This is a genomic window from Marilutibacter aestuarii (assembly GCF_006546775.1).
In the GTDB taxonomy this organism is placed as follows: domain Bacteria; phylum Pseudomonadota; class Gammaproteobacteria; order Xanthomonadales; family Xanthomonadaceae; genus Marilutibacter; species Marilutibacter aestuarii.
In genome coordinates this window covers 1-16,582 of sequence record NZ_VICE01000147.1, presented here as the reverse complement: position 1 = coordinate 16,582, position 16,582 = coordinate 1, and the positions used below count along the sequence as shown (strand labels likewise).

Genomic DNA, 16,582 nt, shown 5'->3' with positions numbered 1-16,582 from the left:
GCGCCCACCTTCGTCAGCGCAGCCGTCAGCGTGGTCTTGCCGTGGTCAACGTGGCCGATCGTGCCGACGTTCACGTGCGGCTTGGTGCGCTCGAACTTACCCTTAGCCATGACTATCTACCTTTTAATTGCGTATTGATCGTTGAAATGGTCGTGGGGGCCGGCCGAAGCCGGCACCCATCAGTTCTTCTTGCTTGCGGCTTCGGCGATGTTGGCCGGCGCCTCGGCGTAATGGTCGAATTCCATCGTGAAGGTCGCGCGGCCCTGCGACATCGAGCGCAGCGTGGTCGCGTAACCGAACATCTCGCCCAGCGGGATCTTGGCGTTGATGATCTTGCCCGACGGGCTGTCTTCCTGGCCTTCCAGCATGCCGCGACGACGGCTGACGTCGCCCATCACGTCGCCGAGGTATTCCTCGGGGGTGACGATCTCGACCTTCATCATCGGCTCAAGCAGGACCGGGCTGGCCTTCATGAAGCCTTCCTTGAAGGCCATCGAGCCGGCGATCTTGAACGCCATTTCCGAGGAGTCGACCTCATGGTACGAACCGTCCACGAGCTTGACCTTGACGTCGACGATCGGGTAACCGGCGAGCACGCCGTTGGCGGCGGCCTCCTGGATGCCCTTGTCGACGGCCGGGATGTACTCCTTCGGCACGACGCCACCGACGATCGCGTTCTCGAACGCGTAGCCGGCGCCCTGCTCGTTGGGCTCCAGCTCGATCCACACGTGGCCGAACTGACCCTTACCACCGGACTGGCGGACGAACTTGCCTTCGACCTTAATCGGCTTGCGGATGGTCTCGCGGTACGCGACCTGCGGCTTGCCCACGTTGGCCTCGACGTTGAACTCGCGCTTCATGCGGTCCACGAGGATGTCCAGGTGCAGCTCGCCCATGCCGGCGATGATGGTCTGGCCGGACTCTTCGTCGGTACGCACGCGGAAGGACGGATCCTCCTGCGCCAGGCGGCCGAGGGCGATGCCCATCTTCTCCTGGTCCGACTTGGTCTTGGGCTCCACCGCCATCGAGATCACCGGCTCCGGGAACGTCATGCGCTCCAGGGTGATGATGTGGTCCTGGGCACACAGGGTGTCACCGGTGGTGACGTCCTTCAGGCCCACGGCCGCGGCGATGTCGCCGGCGCGGACTTCCTTGATCTCTTCGCGATTGTTGGAGTGCATCTGCAGGATGCGGCCCACGCGCTCCTTCTTCGACTTGACCGGGTTGTACACCTGGTCGCCGGAGTTGAGCACGCCCGAGTAGACGCGGAAGAAGGTCAGCGAGCCCACGAAGGGATCGGTCATGATCTTGAACGCGAGCGCCGAGAACGGCGCCTTGTCGTCGGCGCTGCGGGTGTCTTCCTTCTCGTCCTCGTCGATGCCGGCCACCGGCGGCACGTCGACCGGCGACGGCAGCAGCTGGATGACGCCGTCGAGCATGGCCTGCACGCCCTTGTTCTTGAACGCGGTACCCGCGAACACCGGCACGATCTCCACCTTCAGGGTGCGCTCGCGCAGGCCCGCCAGGATGTCGGCCTCGTCGAGGTCGCCATCGGTCAGGTACTTGTCCATCAGCTCTTCGCTGGCCTCGGCGGCCGCCTCGACCATGAAGCTGCGGGCCTCGGCGCACTTGTCGGCCAGCTCGGCCGGCACGTCGCGGTACTCGAACACCGTGCCCTGAGAAGCGACATCCCAGTGGATCGCCTTCATCTTGACCAGGTCGACCACGCCCTCGAAGCCATCCTCGGCGCCGATCGGCACCTGCATCGGCACCGGGTAGGCGCCCAGGCGGGCCTTCAGCTGCTCGACGACCTTGTCGAAGTTGGCGCCGGTGCGGTCCATCTTGTTGACGAACGCCATGCGCGGCACGCGATACTTGTTGGCCTGGCGCCAGACGGTCTCGGACTGCGGCTGCACGCCACCGACGGCGCACAGCACGAAGACCGCGCCGTCGAGCACGCGCAGCGAACGCTCGACTTCGATGGTGAAGTCGACGTGTCCGGGGGTGTCGATGATGTTCAGGCGGTGCTGCGGCATCGACTTGTCCATGCCGCTCCAGAAGGCCGTGGTGGCCGCGGAGGTGATGGTGATGCCGCGCTCCTGCTCCTGCTCCATCCAGTCCATGGTGGCAGCGCCATCGTGGACTTCGCCGATCTTGTGGCTGACACCCGTGTAGAACAGGATGCGCTCGGACGTGGTGGTTTTGCCGGCATCGATGTGGGCCATGATGCCGAAGTTGCGGTAACGCTCGATGGGAGTGGTGCGAGCCACGGGACCCTCTCGTATAGTTTTCGAATTCCAGATGGCCGGACGCCGCCTGACGGCGGCATCCGGTTCGCGAGGCGGCGTAGTTTCGTCGCCATGGCAGCGGTGAGGCTGCCGTCAGACTCCCCTGCCCTCAGTCGAGCGCAGGGGTCGCCCGGATCACCAGCGGTAGTGCGCGAAGGCCTTGTTGGCCTCGGCCATGCGGTGGGTCTCTTCACGCTTCTTGATGGCGCCGCCGCGGCTCTCGGACGCGTCGATCAGCTCGGCCGCCAGCTTGCGCGGCATGCTGTTCTCGCCACGCTTGCGGGCGGACTCGATCAGCCAGCGCATGGCCAGCGCCATGCGGCGCGAGGCGCGCACTTCGACCGGCACCTGGTAGGTGGCACCACCGACGCGGCGGGACTTCACCTCGACGGCCGGGGACACGTTGCCCAGGGCCTTCTCGACGAGCTCCAGCGGGGCGTCGTTCTTCTCGCCGATGACGTCCATTGCGCCATAGACGATCTTCTCGGCGACGGACTTCTTGCCGCTCTTCATGACCATGTTGATGAAACGCGCGATCGTCTCGCTGCCATGCTTCGGATCGGGCAGGACGGAACGCTGCGGGGCGGAACCTTTACGCGACATGGATCAAATTCCTCAGGACTTCGGGCGCTTGGCGCCGTACTTGGAGCGACGCTGGCGACGCTTGGCGACGCCGGCGGCGTCGAGCGAGCCACGCACGGTGTGGTAACGCACGCCCGGCAGATCCTTCACGCGGCCGCCGCGGATCAGGACCACGGAGTGCTCCTGCAGGTTGTGGCCTTCGCCGCCGATGTACGAGATGACCTCGTAACCGTTGGTCAGGCGCACCTTGGCCACCTTGCGCATGGCCGAGTTCGGCTTCTTCGGGGTGGTGGTGTAGACGCGCGTGCAGACGCCGCGACGCTGCGGGCAATTGGCCAGCGCAGGCGAAGTGCTCTTGTACGTGGTCGCCTGCCGCGGCTTGCGGACCAGCTGATTGATCGTTGCCATCTGGTGCTCTTTGCTGAGAGGGCACCCAGGACGGGGCCCCTACGTGAATAACGAACGGCAAGCCGGGCACACCCAGCTCACCGAGACGGAAAAGTATAGCCCGTGTCTGACGCATGCGTCAAACACGAGACCAGCACGGCGCTCCGCCGCCCTGCGGCGGAACCCGTGCCCGATACTGCGATCCCGCCCTTCCTGGGCCGAACACTAGGGGCTCCGTGCCCCTAATTTCGTGATCTGGCGCGCCCCGGGGGGCGCGCAATGACGCGATATCTTACGTGGCGTCGGACGCTTCGTCCACGCCTTCCTGCGCTTCGACCGGGGCGTCGCCACCCACCGGAGCGGTCAACTGCTCCATTTCCGACGCCGTCAGGCCACTGGCCCCGCGGCGGCGCTGGGTGTGGTACGCCAGGCCGGTACCGGCCGGGATCAGGCGGCCGACGATGACGTTCTCCTTCAGGCCGCGCAGGTTGTCCTTGGTGCCGCGGACGGCCGCCTCGGTCAGCACGCGGGTGGTCTCCTGGAAGGACGCCGCCGAGATGAACGACTCCGTCGCCAGCGAGGCCTTGGTGATGCCCAGCAGGACCGGGTCGAACTGCGCCGGGATCAGGCCCTTGCCGGTGAGCGAGGCGTTCTCCTCGACCAGGCGCTGGCGCTCGACCTGCTCGCCATGCAGGAACTTGCTGTCGCCCTGGTCGGTGATCTCGACCTTGCGCAGCATCTGGCGGACGATCACCTCGATGTGCTTGTCGTTGATCTTCACGCCCTGCAGGCGATAGACGTCCTGGATCTCCTTGGTCAGGTAGACGGCCAGCGGCTCAACGCCCAGCAGGCGCAGGATGTCCTGCGGGCTCGGCTCGCCGTCCACCACGGTCTCGCCCTTCTCGACGTGCTCGCCTTCGAACACGATGATCTGGCGGTACTTCGGGATCAGCTCCTCGTGCTCCTCGCCGTCCGCGCCCTTGATGATCAGGCGCTGCTTGCCCTTGGTGTCCTTGCCGAAGCTGACCACGCCCGAACGCTCGGCCAGGATCGCCGGATCCTTGGGCTTGCGCGCCTCGAACAGGTCGGCCACGCGCGGCAGACCACCGGTGATGTCGCGGGTCTTGGACGCTTCCTGCGGGATCTTGGCCACCACGTCGCCCACGCCGACGGCGTCGCCGTCCTGCAGGTTGACGATCGAGCGCGGCGGCAGCAGGTACTGCGCCGGCAGGTCGGTGCCCGGGATGTTGAGGTCGTTGCCCTTCTTGTCGACGATGCGCACCAGCGGACGCAGGTCCTTGCCGGCCGAACCGCGACGCTTCGGGTCGGTGATCTCGCGCGAGGCCAGGCCGGTCAGTTCGTCGGTCTTCTCGATGACGGTGATGCCGTCGACGAAGTCCACGAAGCGCACGAAACCGGCCACTTCCGACACGATCGGGTGGTTGTGCGGATCCCAGTTGGCGACCTGCTGGCCGGCCTTTACCGCGCCGCCGTCGTCGACCGCCACCGTCGCACCGTACGGCAGCTTGTAGCGCTCGCGCTCGCGGCCGTGGGTGTCGAGCACGGACAGTTCACCCGAGCGCGACACCGCGACCTGGTGGCCATTGCTGTGCTTGACGTGCTTGAGGTTGTTGAACTTGACCGTACCGGTGGTCTTGATGGTGACGTTGTCGATCGCCGCCGCACGCGAAGCCGCGCCGCCGATGTGGAACGTACGCATGGTCAGCTGGGTACCGGGCTCGCCGATCGACTGCGCGGCGACGACGCCGACGGCCTCGCCGTGGTTGACCAGGTGGCCGCGGCCCAGGTCGCGGCCGTAGCAGTGCGCGCACACGCCGAACGAGGACTCGCAGGTGATCGTCGAGCGCACCTTGATGGACTGCACGCTGGCGTCTTCGAGCTTCTGCACCCAGGCTTCGTCGAGCAGGGTGTTGCGGGTCACGATCGGATCCTCGTCGTCGCCCGGCAGGAACACGTCCTCGGCCACGATGCGGCCCAGCACGCGGTCGCGCAGCGGCTCGACGACGTCACCGCCCTCGACGATCGGGGTCATGGTCAGCGCGCCCGTGGTGCCGCAGTCGTCCTCGGTGATGACCACGTCCTGCGCCACGTCGACCAGGCGACGGGTCAGGTAACCGGAGTTGGCGGTCTTCAGCGCGGTGTCGGCCAGGCCCTTTCGGGCACCGTGGGTGGAGTTGAAGTACTCCTGCACGTTCAGGCCTTCGCGGAAGTTGGCCTTGATCGGGGTCTCGATGATCGAGCCGTCCGGGCGGGCCATCAGGCCACGCATGCCGGCCAGCTGGCGGATCTGCGCCTGCGAACCACGGGCACCGGAGTCGGCCATGATGTAGAGCGAGTTCATCGACTTCTGCGCGACTTCCTTGCCCTCGGCGTCGGTCACCTTTTCGGTGCCGATCGCGTCCATCATTGCCTTGGCGATGCGCTCGTTCGTGCGCGACCAGATGTCGACGACCTTGTTGTAGCGCTCGCCGGCGGTGACCAGGCCCGACTGGTACTGCTCCTGGATCTCCAGGACCTCGGACTCGGCTTCGCCCAGGATGTCCTTCTTCTCGTCCGGGATGACCATGTCGTCGATGCCGATGGAGACGCCGGCGCGGGTCGCGTAGGCGAAGCCGGTGTACATCAGCTTGTCGGCGAACACGACCGTGTCCTTCAGGCCGAGCAGGCGGTAGCACGAGTTGATCAGGCGGCTGATGTTCTTCTTGATCAGCTCGACGTTCGCCAGCTCGAACGGCAGGCCGTCGGGCAGGATCTCGTGCAGCAGCGAACGACCGACGGTCGTGTCGACGATGGAGGTCACGCGCTCGCGCGAACCGTCCTCGGCGATCACCGTCTGGGTCAGGCGGACCTTGACCTTGGCGTGCAGCTCAACGACGCGGTTGTCGTAGGCGCGCTTCACCTCGGCGACGTTCGCGAACACCATGCCCTCGCCCTTCTTGTTCTCGAGGGCGCGGGTCATGTAGTACAGGCCGAGCACGACGTCCTGCGACGGCACGATGATCGGCTCGCCGTTCGCCGGCGACAGGATGTTGTTCGAGGACATCATCAGCGCGCGCGCTTCCAGCTGGGCCTCCAGGCTCAGCGGGACGTGCACGGCCATCTGGTCACCGTCGAAGTCGGCGTTGAACGCGGTACACACCAGCGGGTGCAGCTGGATCGCCTTGCCTTCGATCAGGACCGGCTCGAACGCCTGGATGCCCAGGCGGTGCAGGGTCGGCGCACGGTTCAGCAGGACCGGGTGCTCGCGGATCACCTCTTCGAGGATGTCCCACACCTCGGCCTCTTCGCGCTCGACCAGCTTCTTGGCGGCCTTGATCGTCGTGGCCAGGCCACGGCGCTGCAGCTTGGCGAAGATGAAGGGCTTGAACAGCTCCAGCGCCATCTTCTTGGGCAGGCCGCACTCGTGCAGGCGCAGCGTCGGGCCGACCACGATGACCGAACGGCCGGAGTAGTCGACGCGCTTGCCGAGCAGGTTCTGGCGGAAACGGCCCTGCTTGCCCTTGATCATGTCGGCCAGCGACTTGAGCGGGCGCTTGTTGGTGCCGGTGATGGCGCGGCCACGGCGGCCGTTGTCCATCAGCGCGTCCACCGACTCCTGCAGCATGCGCTTCTCGTTGCGCACGATGATGTCGGGCGCATTGAGCTCGAGCAGGCGGCGCAGGCGGTTGTTGCGGTTGATGACGCGGCGGTACAGGTCGTTCAGGTCGGAGGTCGCGAAGCGGCCGCCGTCCAGCGGGACCAGCGGGCGCAGGTCCGGCGGCAGCACCGGCAGCACGGTCATGACCATCCACTCGGGCTTGTTGCCCGACTCGATGAAGGCCTCGACCAGCTTGATGCGCTTGGTCAGGCGCTTGAGCTTGGTTTCCGAGCCCGTGGCGGCGATGTCTTCCTTCAGCTGGATCATCTCCGACTGCAGGTCGATCGTGCGCAGCAGGTCGTAGACCGCCTCGGCGCCCATCGCGGCCTCGAAGTCGTCGCCGTGCTCCTGGCGCGCCTGCATGTACTGCTCTTCGTTGAGCAGCATGCCGCGTTCCATCGGGGTCAGGCCCGGCTCGGTGACCACGAACGCCTCGAAGTAGAGGATGCGCTCGATGTCACGCAGGGTCATGTCCAGCATCAGGCCGATGCGCGAGGGCAGCGACTTGAGGAACCAGATGTGCGCGACCGGCGAAGCCAGGTCGATGTGGCCCATGCGCTCGCGGCGGACCTTGGCCAGGGTGACCTCGGTGCCGCACTTCTCGCAGACGACGCCACGGTGCTTCATGCGCTTGTACTTGCCGCACAGGCACTCGTAGTCCTTGACCGGTCCGAAGATCGCGGCGCAGAACAGGCCGTCGCGTTCGGGCTTGAAGGTGCGGTAGTTGATGGTCTCGGGCTTCTTGACCTCGCCGAACGACCACGAACGGATCAGGTCCGGCGACGCCAGCGCGATCTTGATCGCGTCGAAGTCGAGCGCGGGCCGCTGCTGGTTGAACAGGTTGAGCAAATCTTTCATTTGAACTCTCCGGAATTCGGATTCGAGGATGGGGGAACGTCAGCTCGGGCGGCGGGAGGGTCCGGGGCCGCGATCGCGCGTCCCCGTCCCGTGCCGGCGCCTGGACGCCCTCAGCTCTCTTCCAGCTCCATGTTGATCGCGAGCGAGCGGATTTCCTTCACCAGGACGTTGAAGGACTCCGGCATGCCAGCCACCATCTCGTACTCGCCATCGACGATGTTCTTGTACATCTGGTTGCGGCCCTGCACGTCGTCGGACTTCACCGTCAGCATTTCCTGCAGGGTGTAGGCCGCGCCGTAGGCTTCCAGCGCCCAGACTTCCATCTCACCGAAGCGCTGGCCACCGAACTGCGCCTTGCCGCCCAGCGGCTGCTGGGTGACGAGCGAGTACGGACCGGTCGAGCGCGCGTGCATCTTGTCGTCGACGAGGTGGTTCAGCTTCAGCATGTGCATGTAGCCGACCGTGGTGTGGCGATCGAACGCCTCGCCGGTGCGGCCGTCGTACAACTGGGTCTGGCCACTGCTCGGCATGTCGGCGAGTGCGAGCATCTGCTTGATCTCGGCCTCGGCGGCACCATCGAACACCGGGGTCGCCATCGGCACGCCGTCGGTCAGGTTGCGCGCCAGGTTCAGCAGCTCCTCGTCGGAGAACTGACCCAGGTCGACGCGCTCGCCGTGCAGCTTGCTGTCGTGATTGTAGATCTCGCCCAGGAACTTGCGCAGGTCGGCGATCTTGGCCTGTGCCTCGAGCATCGCCTGGATCTTGCGGCCCAGGCCCTTCGCGGCCCAGCCCAGGTGGGTCTCGAGGATCTGGCCGATGTTCATGCGGCTCGGCACGCCCAGCGGGTTGAGGACGATGTCGACCGACTCGCCGCTGGCCATGTAGGGCATGTCCTCGACCGGGACGATCGTGGACACCACGCCCTTGTTGCCGTGGCGGCCGGCCATCTTGTCACCCGGCTGGATGCGACGCTTGACCGCCATGAACACCTTCACCATCTTCAGCACGCCCGGGGCGAGGTCGTCGCCCTGGGTGATCTTGCCGCGCTTGTCGGCGAAGCGCTTCTCGAACTCCTGCTCGTGGACCTCGATCTGCTTGCGCGCGCGCTCGATCGCCTCGACGGCGTCCTCGTCCTTCATGCGCAGGCTGAACCAGTCCTTGCGCGACAGGCCATCGAGCACGAGGCTGGTGACGGTGTCGCCCTTCTTCAGGCCCGGGCCGCCATTGGCGACCTTGCCGATCAGCTGGCTGCGCAGGCGCGCGTAGATGGCGCCCTCCAGGATCCGGAACTGGTCGTCGAAGTCCTTCTTGACGCGGCGGATCTCGCTTTCCTCGATCAGCTTGGCGCGCTTGTCCTTCTCGATGCCGTCGCGGGTGAAGACCTGCACGTCGATGACGGTGCCGTCCATGCCCGGCGGCACGCGCAGCGAGCTGTCCTTCACGTCGGAGGCCTTCTCGCCGAAGATCGCGCGAAGCAGCTTCTCTTCCGGGGTCAGCTGGCTCTCGCCCTTGGGCGTGACCTTGCCGACCAGGATGTCGCCGGCGCGGACTTCCGCACCGATGTACACCACGCCGGACTCGTCGAGGCGGTTGAGCGCGCTCTCGGAGACGTTCGGGATGTCGGCCGAGATTTCCTCCGGCCCCAGCTTGGTGTCGCGGGCGACGCAGGTCAGCTCCTCGATGTGGATCGTGGTGTAGCGATCCTCCTCGACCACGCGCTCGGAGAGCAGGATCGAGTCCTCGAAGTTGTAGCCGTTCCACGGCATGAACGCGACCAGCATGTTCTGGCCCAGCGCGAGCTCGCCGATGTCGGTCGAGGGACCGTCGGCCAGCACGTCGCCGCGCGCGATCACGTCACCCACGGTGACCAGCGGGCGCTGGTTGATGCAGGTGTTCTGGTTCGAACGCGTGTACTTGATCAGGCTGTAGATGTCGACGCCGGCATCGGTCTCGCCGGAAATCTCGTCCTCGTTCACCTTGACCACGATGCGGCCGGCGTCGATCTGCTCGACGACGCCGCCACGCTTGGCGTTCACCGTCACGCCCGAGTCGCGCGCCACGGCGCGCTCGATGCCGGTGCCGACCAGCGGCTTCTGCGAACGCAGCGTCGGCACGGCCTGGCGCTGCATGTTCGCGCCCATCAGTGCGCGGTTGGCGTCGTCGTGCTCCAGGAAGGGCACCAGCGCCGCGGCGACCGATACGGTCTGCATCGGCGAGACGTCCATGTAGTCGACTTCGCTCGGCGGCTTTAGCAGCGACTCGCCGGCATGGCGGCAGGCGACGAACTGGGCGACCAGCCTGCCCTTCTCGTCCTGCTCGGCATTGGCCTGGGCGATGACGTACTCGTTCTCTTCGATGGCCGACAGGTACTCGATCTCGTCGGTGACCTTGCCGTCCACGACCTTGCGGTACGGCGTCTCGAGGAAGCCGTACTTGTTGGTGCGGGCGAACACGGCCAGCGAGTTGATCAGGCCGATGTTCGGCCCTTCAGGGGTCTCGATGGTGCAGACGCGGCCGTAGTGGGTCGGGTGCACGTCGCGCACTTCGAAGCCGGCGCGTTCGCGGGTCAGGCCGCCCGGGCCGAGCGCGGAGACACGACGCTTGTGGGTGACCTCCGACAGCGGGTTGTTCTGGTCCATGAACTGCGACAGCTGCGAGGAGCCGAAGAACTCCTTGATCGCGGCGGCCACCGGCTTGGCGTTGATCAACTCCTGCGGGGTCAGGCCCTCGGACTCGGCCATCGACAGGCGCTCCTTGACCGCGCGCTCGACGCGGACCAGGCCCACGCGGAACACGTTCTCGGCCATCTCGCCCACCGAACGCACGCGGCGGTTGCCCAGGTGGTCGATGTCGTCGACGACGCCACGGCCGTTGCGGATCTCGGTCAGGACCTTGATGACGTCCAGGATATCGGACGACTCGCCGCACTCCTCGACCAGGCGCTTGGACTCCTCGTCCTTGCGCTCGGCGTAGTACTTGGCGTCGTACAGCACCGAGGCGCCGGTGGTCTCCTTGCGACCGATCCGGCGGTTGAACTTCATCCGGCCGACGGCCGAGAGGTCGTAGCGCTCGAAGGTGAAGAACAGGTTGTGGAACAGGTTCTGGGCGGCATCCTTGGTCGGCGGCTCGCCCGGGCGCATCATGCGGTAGATCTCGACCAGGGCCTCGAGCTGGGTCTTGGTCGCGTCGATGCGCAGGGTGTTGGAGATGTACGGACCGCGATCGAGGTCGTTGACCCAGATGGTGCCGACGGTCTCGATGCCGGCCTTGCGGAAGGCTTCCAGCTGGTCCTCGGTGATCTCGTCGTTCGCCGAGGCGATCAGCTCGCCGGTGGCGGTGTCGATGACGTCATGCGAGAGGATGCGGCCGACCAGGTAGGCGTCGGGCACCGCCAGCGCCTCGATGCCGGAGGCCTCGAGCTGCTTGACGTGGCGCGCGGTGATGCGGCGGCCGGCCTCGACGATGACCTTGTCGCCATCGGCCAGGTCGAAGTCCAGGGTCTCGCCGCGCAGGCGCTCGGGGACCAGCTCCAGCTGGACGCCCTCTTCCGGGTCGACGTGGAAGGTGTTGACCTCGAAGAACTCGGCCAGCATCTCTTCGTTGTTGTAGCCGAGCGCACGCAGCAGCACGGTCACCGGCAGCTTGCGGCGACGGTCGATGCGCGTGAACAGGCCGTCCTTCGGGTCGAACTCGAAGTCCAGCCAGGAGCCGCGGTAGGGGATGATGCGGGCGCTGTAGAGCAGCTTGCCCGAGCTGTGGGTCTTGCCGCGGTCGTGGTCGAAGAACACGCCCGGCGAGCGGTGCAGCTGGGAGACGATGACGCGCTCGGTGCCGTTGACGATGAAGGTGCCGTTGTCGGTCATGAGCGGGATCTCGCCCATGTAGACCTCCTGCTCCTTCACGTACTTGATGGCCTTGGTCGACGACTCGCGGTCGTAGATCACCAGGCGGACGGTCACGCGCAGCGGCGCGCCGTAGCTCAGGCCGCGGTTGCGGCACTCGCGCTCGTCGAACGGCGGCTCGCCGAGCTTGTAGCCCACGTATTCCAGCGCGGCGTTGCCGCTGTAGCTGGCGATCGGGAACACGGACTTCAGGGCGGCGTGCAGGCCCCGGTCATCGCGCTTGTCCCACGCAACGTGCTCCTGCAGGAACTCGCGGTAGGAATCGACCTGGATCGCGAGCAGGAAAGGGACCTCAAGGATCGACTTGCGCTTGCCGAAGTCCTTGCGGATGCGCTTCTTCTCGGTGAAAGAATACGACGTAGAAGCTGTGGTCATGGTGAGCTACCGCCTCGACTTTTTCAGCGGACCGCGCGTCCGCGGCCCTGGGGGATGTGTCCATGGGCGCCCGAACGGCTCGGGATACCCGGGGAACTGCCAGTTGGAAGTCGCTGGTATTGCCGGCACCAGCACGCCCTCTCCCGCTACTTCCAACTGCCAACTCGTTGTTGCCGTGATTCGCGAAGCGTGATTGGTGGCCTGGAATGAACGGGGCATCGCGTGCACCGCACACCACGAATCACGAATAACCAATCACGTCGTACTACAACGGCCAAAGGCCGGGGGCTTTCGCCCCCAGCCTCAGGTGGTCGCCAAGTGCTGCCGGCGACGCAATACGGCTTACTTCAGCTCGGCGGTCGCGCCAGCGGCCTCGAGGTCCTTCTTCAGCTTCTCGGCCTCTTCCTTCGAGACGCCTTCCTTCACGTCCTTCGGGGCGCCTTCGACCATGTCCTTGGCTTCCTTCAGGCCCAGGCCGGTGATGGCGCGGACGACCTTGATGACTTCGACCTTCTTCTCGCCGGCGGCCTTCAGGACGACGGTGAACTCGGTCTGCTCTTCGGCGGCGGCGGCGGCGGCGGCCGGGGCAGCGGCCACGGCGACCGGGGCAGCGGCGGAAACGCCGAACTTCTCTTCCATCGCCTTCACCAGCTCCATCACCTCGATGAGGGTCTTGCCGGCGATCGCTTCGATGATCTCTTCGTTGGACAGGGACATTGTTGTTACCTCGGATTTATAGATTGGAAACGACTTGTGGTTCCGGAACTCGAAACCGAACTGGGTGGCTTAGGCCGCCTTCGCCTGGCCGGCCGCGTTGACGACGCGGGTGACCTGCGAGGCCGGTTCGCTGAGCAAGCGGACCAGCTGGGTGGCGGGCTGGACCATGACGCTGAGCAGCATGGACAGCGCTTCGTCGCGGGTCGGGAGCGAAGCCAGGACGTCCACGTGGGTGCCCGGGTACTTCTGCCCGCCGATCGCCACGATGCGCGGCTTCAGCTTGTCGTTCGCCTTGGCGAACTCCTTGATCAGGCGTCCGGCAGCGCCGGGGTCTTCCTGCGAGAAGGCGTACATCAGCGGACCGACGAGATCGTCCTGGACGATCGCGTAATCGGTGTCCGCCACTGCGCGCGAGACCAGCGTGTTCTTTGCAACCTTCAGGAACACGCCCTGTTCGCGAGCCTTCTTGCGCAGGTCGGTCAACTGACCTGCGGTGAGACCCAGGTACTCCGAAGCAACCAGCGAGTGCGCCTTGCCGGCGACCTCGGCCAGTTCGGCAACGACTTCCTGCTTCTGTGTCAGATTGAGAGCCATTGCACTCCTCCGTACTTCAATTCCGCCTCGCGCAGAATCGCGCGGGACGGTCCTCGGTCGGCATCGTTTGGCCCGATGCCGGGAACGCCGGGATGGCGTTCCGGGGTGGTAGCCGTTTCCATGATCCCTGGAGGGTCGGCAACCATCTACGCAGGCCCGGCCCCTTGGGGGACTGGATTAAGCGATCCCGCTTCCATCGACGGCGACTCCATGCCAGTGCAGCCTCCCTGCCCGCCTTCGATGTGCGCTGACCGCGCCTGCGGTCTTTGACGGCTATCGCGCCGGCCGGAGCCGTTGCGACGCCCTCAAAATTTTCGTCTCCGCCGTTCCCGCCAGATGCGGGGACGTGGGGACTTCGTGTTGCTTCCGGCGCCTCCTTCCCGGAGACGCTGGATCCCCGCCTTCGCGGGTATGACGATCCGACAAAGCCCTGCGCGCCAGGCGCGCAGGGGTCAGATCGTCACTTGAGCGACAGCGACGACTGGTCGACGCTCACGCCGGGGCCCATCGTCGAGCTGATCGACACCTTCTGCAGGTACTGGCCCTTCGAGGTCGCCGGCTTGGCCTTGATCAGGTCGGCCAGCAGCGCCTCGAGGTTGCCCTTCAGCGAGTCATTGTCGAAGTCGGCCTTGCCGATCGTGCAGTGGATGATGCCCGCCTTGTCGGTGCGGTAACGCACCTGGCCGCCCTTGGCGTTCTTGACCGCTTCGCCCGGATTCGGGGACACGGTGCCGACCTTCGGGTTCGGCATCAGGCCGCGCGGGCCGAGGACCTGGCCCAGCTTGCCGACGACGCGCATGGCGTCCGGGGTGGCGATCACGACGTCGTAGTTCAGGTCGCCGGCCTGCATCTTCTCGGCGAGGTCGTCCATGCCGACGATGTCGGCACCGGCGGCCAGGGCCTCCTCGGCCTTGGCGCCCGAGGGGGCGAACACCGCGACGCGGACCGACTTGCCGGTACCGGCCGGCAACACGGTGGAGCCGCGCACCTGCTGGTCGGACTTCTTGGCATCCACGCCCAGGCGCACGGCCACGTCGACGGATTCGACGAACTTGGCCTTGGTGGCGGTCTTGACGATCTGGATTGCGTCCTCGAAGGCGTAGCTCTTGCCCGGGACGACGGCGGCCTTGATGGCCTTCTCACGCTTGGTCATTGCCATCTCTTAACCCTCCACCACCAGGCCCATGGAACGGGCCGAGCCCGCGATCGTACGCACGGCGGCGTCCAGGTCGGCCGCGGTCAGGTCGGGTTCCTTCGCCTTGGCGATCTCCTCGAGCTGGGCGCGGGTCACCTTGCCCACCTTCTCGGTGTTCGGGCGCTTGGAACCGGACTTGATGCCGGTCGCCTTCTTCAGCAGGATCGACGCCGGCGGCGTCTTCGTGATGAAGGTGAAGGTGCGGTCGGAATAGGCGGTGATCACGGTCGGGATCGGGAGACCCGGCTCCATCTTCTGCGTGGCGGCGTTGAACGCCTTGCAGAACTCCATGATGTTCAGGCCGCGCTGGCCGAGGGCAGGACCCACCGGCGGCGAGGGGTTGGCCTGGCCGGCCTTGACCTGCAGCTTGATGTAGCCGATTACTTTCTTTGCCATTGACTTGCTCTCCGGGTGCTAGCGCCTGGGATGCAGGCTCCCCATCGGACCGGGAAAATCGCGTGTCCCGGCTTCACGTTGAATACGTGCCGGACGTGCCAGGGGCAGTCCGGCCTGAACACGCCGACGGCCGCCAATCGGCGGCCGGGGGCGGATCCAACTCGCGCCAGAAGGCAGCGAGCCGAAAATTATAGCAGCATCCTGGCGCCCAGCGCCAGAGGGGTGGTTCAGGCCTTCTCGACCTGGCCGAACTCGAGTTCGACCGGGGTGGAACGGCCGAAAATCAGGACCGAGACGCGCAGACGGCTCTTCTCGTAGTTGATTTCCTCGACCACGCCGTTGAAGTCGTTGAAGGGGCCATCGATGACGCGGACCATTTCGCCGGCCTCGAACAGGACCTTGGGCTTGGGCTTGGCGACGCCTTCCTGAACGCGGTTCAGGATCGCATCGGCCTCGTGGTCGGCGATCGGCAGCGGCCGGTCGGCGGTGCCGCCGATGAAACCCATGACCTTGGGGGTTTCCTTGATGAGGTGCCAGCACTCGCTGTCGATGCGCGGGATGCCGTTCTCGTCGTGGGTGGCGATCTGCACCAGCACGTAGCCCGGGAAGAACTTCCGCTCGGAGCGGCGCTTCTGGCCCGAGCGCATCTCCACGACCTCCTCGGTCGGGACCAGGACATCGCCGAAGCGTTCACCCATCTCGGCGCGCACGATGCGGTCACGCAGCGCCTGTGCCACCGACTTCTCGAAGCCCGAGTAGGCGTGCACCACGTACCAGCGCTTGTTGTTTTCCGTCATCGGTTCAGCGTCCCAGGATTGACTTGACGATCCATTGGATCACGACATCGAAGCCGGCCAGGATCAGGCTCAGCACGACCACCGCGATCATCACCACCCAGGTGGTGCGCAGCGCTTCCTGGCGGGTCGGCCAGACGACCTTGCGCAGTTCGAACCGCGACTCGGCCAGGAACTCGCGGGTCTGGTGGCCCTTGGCGCTGGTGAAGAACACCAGCAGGCCGGCGACGATGCCGGCCACGACCAGCAGCGCACGCAGGGCACCCGCCCACTGCTCGAACCAGATGTAGCCGAACACGCCGGCGGCGACGAGCGCGATGGCCAGTACGTACTTGGCGATATCGCCGGCGTTGGCGCCCTGGGGTTGTTCGACCTTGCTGTTCATCCGGCTCTTCGCAGGCTGCTTTCGCAGACCCGTCATCAGGTGGCACGCCAGGAGGGACTCGAACCCCCAACCTGCGGTTTTGGAGACCGCTGCTCTGCCAATTGAGCTACTGGCGTACAGAAATTGTCGAGTGTCTTAGACGGCGACGGCGAGCCGTCGCCGACTCGCCTCGTTCACGCCTACTTCGATGTGGCCCAGCAGACCGCCAACCCCCACCGAAGCAACCGCGACCGCCTGGGCGGTCGCGGCGTGTCGCTTACTTGAGGATCTTGGCCACCACGCCGGCGCCGACGGTACGGCCGCCTTCGCGGATCGCGAAGCGCAGGCCCTCGTCCATCGCCACCGGGTTGATCAGTTCCACCACCATCTTCACGTTGTCGCCCGGCATCACCATCTCCACGCCTTCCGGCAGGGTCACGGCACCGGTGATGTCGGTGGTACGGAAGTAGAA

The 16,582-nt window shown here is 65.9% G+C and carries 13 protein-coding genes and 1 tRNA gene; all 14 read right to left on the bottom strand.

Features of this window, described 5'->3' with window-relative positions; translation table 11 throughout:
- Window positions 1–110 (bottom strand): GTP-binding protein (locus FKV25_RS15070; protein ID WP_137835413.1); only part of this gene is annotated, 110 nt, incomplete at its 3' end.
- 69 nt (window positions 111–179) lie between these two features.
- Window positions 180–2,270, bottom strand: a complete 2,091-nt coding sequence (gene fusA, locus FKV25_RS15065) for an elongation factor G (protein WP_141519611.1) — start codon at window positions 2,268–2,270, stop codon at window positions 180–182.
- Between the two features lie 153 nt (window positions 2,271–2,423).
- Window positions 2,424–2,891, bottom strand: a complete 468-nt coding sequence (gene rpsG / locus FKV25_RS15060; protein WP_141519610.1) for a 30S ribosomal protein S7 — start codon at window positions 2,889–2,891, stop codon at window positions 2,424–2,426.
- 12 nt (window positions 2,892–2,903) lie between these two features.
- Complete coding sequence (rpsL, locus tag FKV25_RS15055; protein ID WP_141519609.1) at window positions 2,904–3,278, bottom strand: 30S ribosomal protein S12; 375 nt, start codon at window positions 3,276–3,278, stop codon at window positions 2,904–2,906.
- A 271-nt stretch (window positions 3,279–3,549) separates the two neighbouring features.
- Complete coding sequence (gene rpoC, locus FKV25_RS15050) at window positions 3,550–7,773, bottom strand: DNA-directed RNA polymerase subunit beta' (RefSeq protein ID WP_141519608.1); 4,224 nt, start codon at window positions 7,771–7,773, stop codon at window positions 3,550–3,552.
- Window positions 7,774–7,883: 110 nt separating this feature from the next.
- Complete coding sequence (rpoB, locus tag FKV25_RS15045) at window positions 7,884–12,050, bottom strand: DNA-directed RNA polymerase subunit beta (protein WP_141519607.1); 4,167 nt, start codon at window positions 12,048–12,050, stop codon at window positions 7,884–7,886.
- 342 nt (window positions 12,051–12,392) lie between these two features.
- On the bottom strand, window positions 12,393–12,767 hold the full coding sequence (rplL, locus tag FKV25_RS15040; RefSeq protein WP_141519606.1) for a 50S ribosomal protein L7/L12: 375 nt from the start codon (window positions 12,765–12,767) through the stop codon (window positions 12,393–12,395).
- Between the two features lie 69 nt (window positions 12,768–12,836).
- Window positions 12,837–13,361, bottom strand: a complete 525-nt coding sequence (gene rplJ / locus FKV25_RS15035) for a 50S ribosomal protein L10 (RefSeq protein ID WP_141519605.1) — start codon at window positions 13,359–13,361, stop codon at window positions 12,837–12,839.
- 460 nt (window positions 13,362–13,821) lie between these two features.
- The gene (gene rplA / locus FKV25_RS15030) at window positions 13,822–14,520 is read right to left on the bottom strand and encodes a 50S ribosomal protein L1 (RefSeq protein WP_141519604.1); all 699 of its coding nucleotides are present in this window, start codon (window positions 14,518–14,520) and stop codon (window positions 13,822–13,824) included.
- A gap of 3 nt (window positions 14,521–14,523) precedes the next feature.
- Window positions 14,524–14,952, bottom strand: a complete 429-nt coding sequence (rplK, locus tag FKV25_RS15025) for a 50S ribosomal protein L11 (RefSeq protein WP_141519603.1) — start codon at window positions 14,950–14,952, stop codon at window positions 14,524–14,526.
- Window positions 14,953–15,179: 227 nt separating this feature from the next.
- Entirely contained in the window at window positions 15,180–15,749 is a 570-nt protein-coding gene (gene nusG, locus FKV25_RS15020) for a transcription termination/antitermination protein NusG (RefSeq protein ID WP_141519602.1), read from the bottom strand.
- 4 nt (window positions 15,750–15,753) lie between these two features.
- Complete coding sequence (gene secE, locus FKV25_RS15015) at window positions 15,754–16,131, bottom strand: preprotein translocase subunit SecE (protein WP_141519601.1); 378 nt, start codon at window positions 16,129–16,131, stop codon at window positions 15,754–15,756.
- Between the two features lie 40 nt (window positions 16,132–16,171).
- Window positions 16,172–16,247, bottom strand: a tRNA-Trp gene (locus FKV25_RS15010).
- A gap of 140 nt (window positions 16,248–16,387) precedes the next feature.
- Window positions 16,388–16,582: EF-Tu C-terminal domain-related protein (locus tag FKV25_RS15005; protein WP_484177348.1), on the bottom strand; the 195-nt coding region annotated here is incomplete at its 5' end.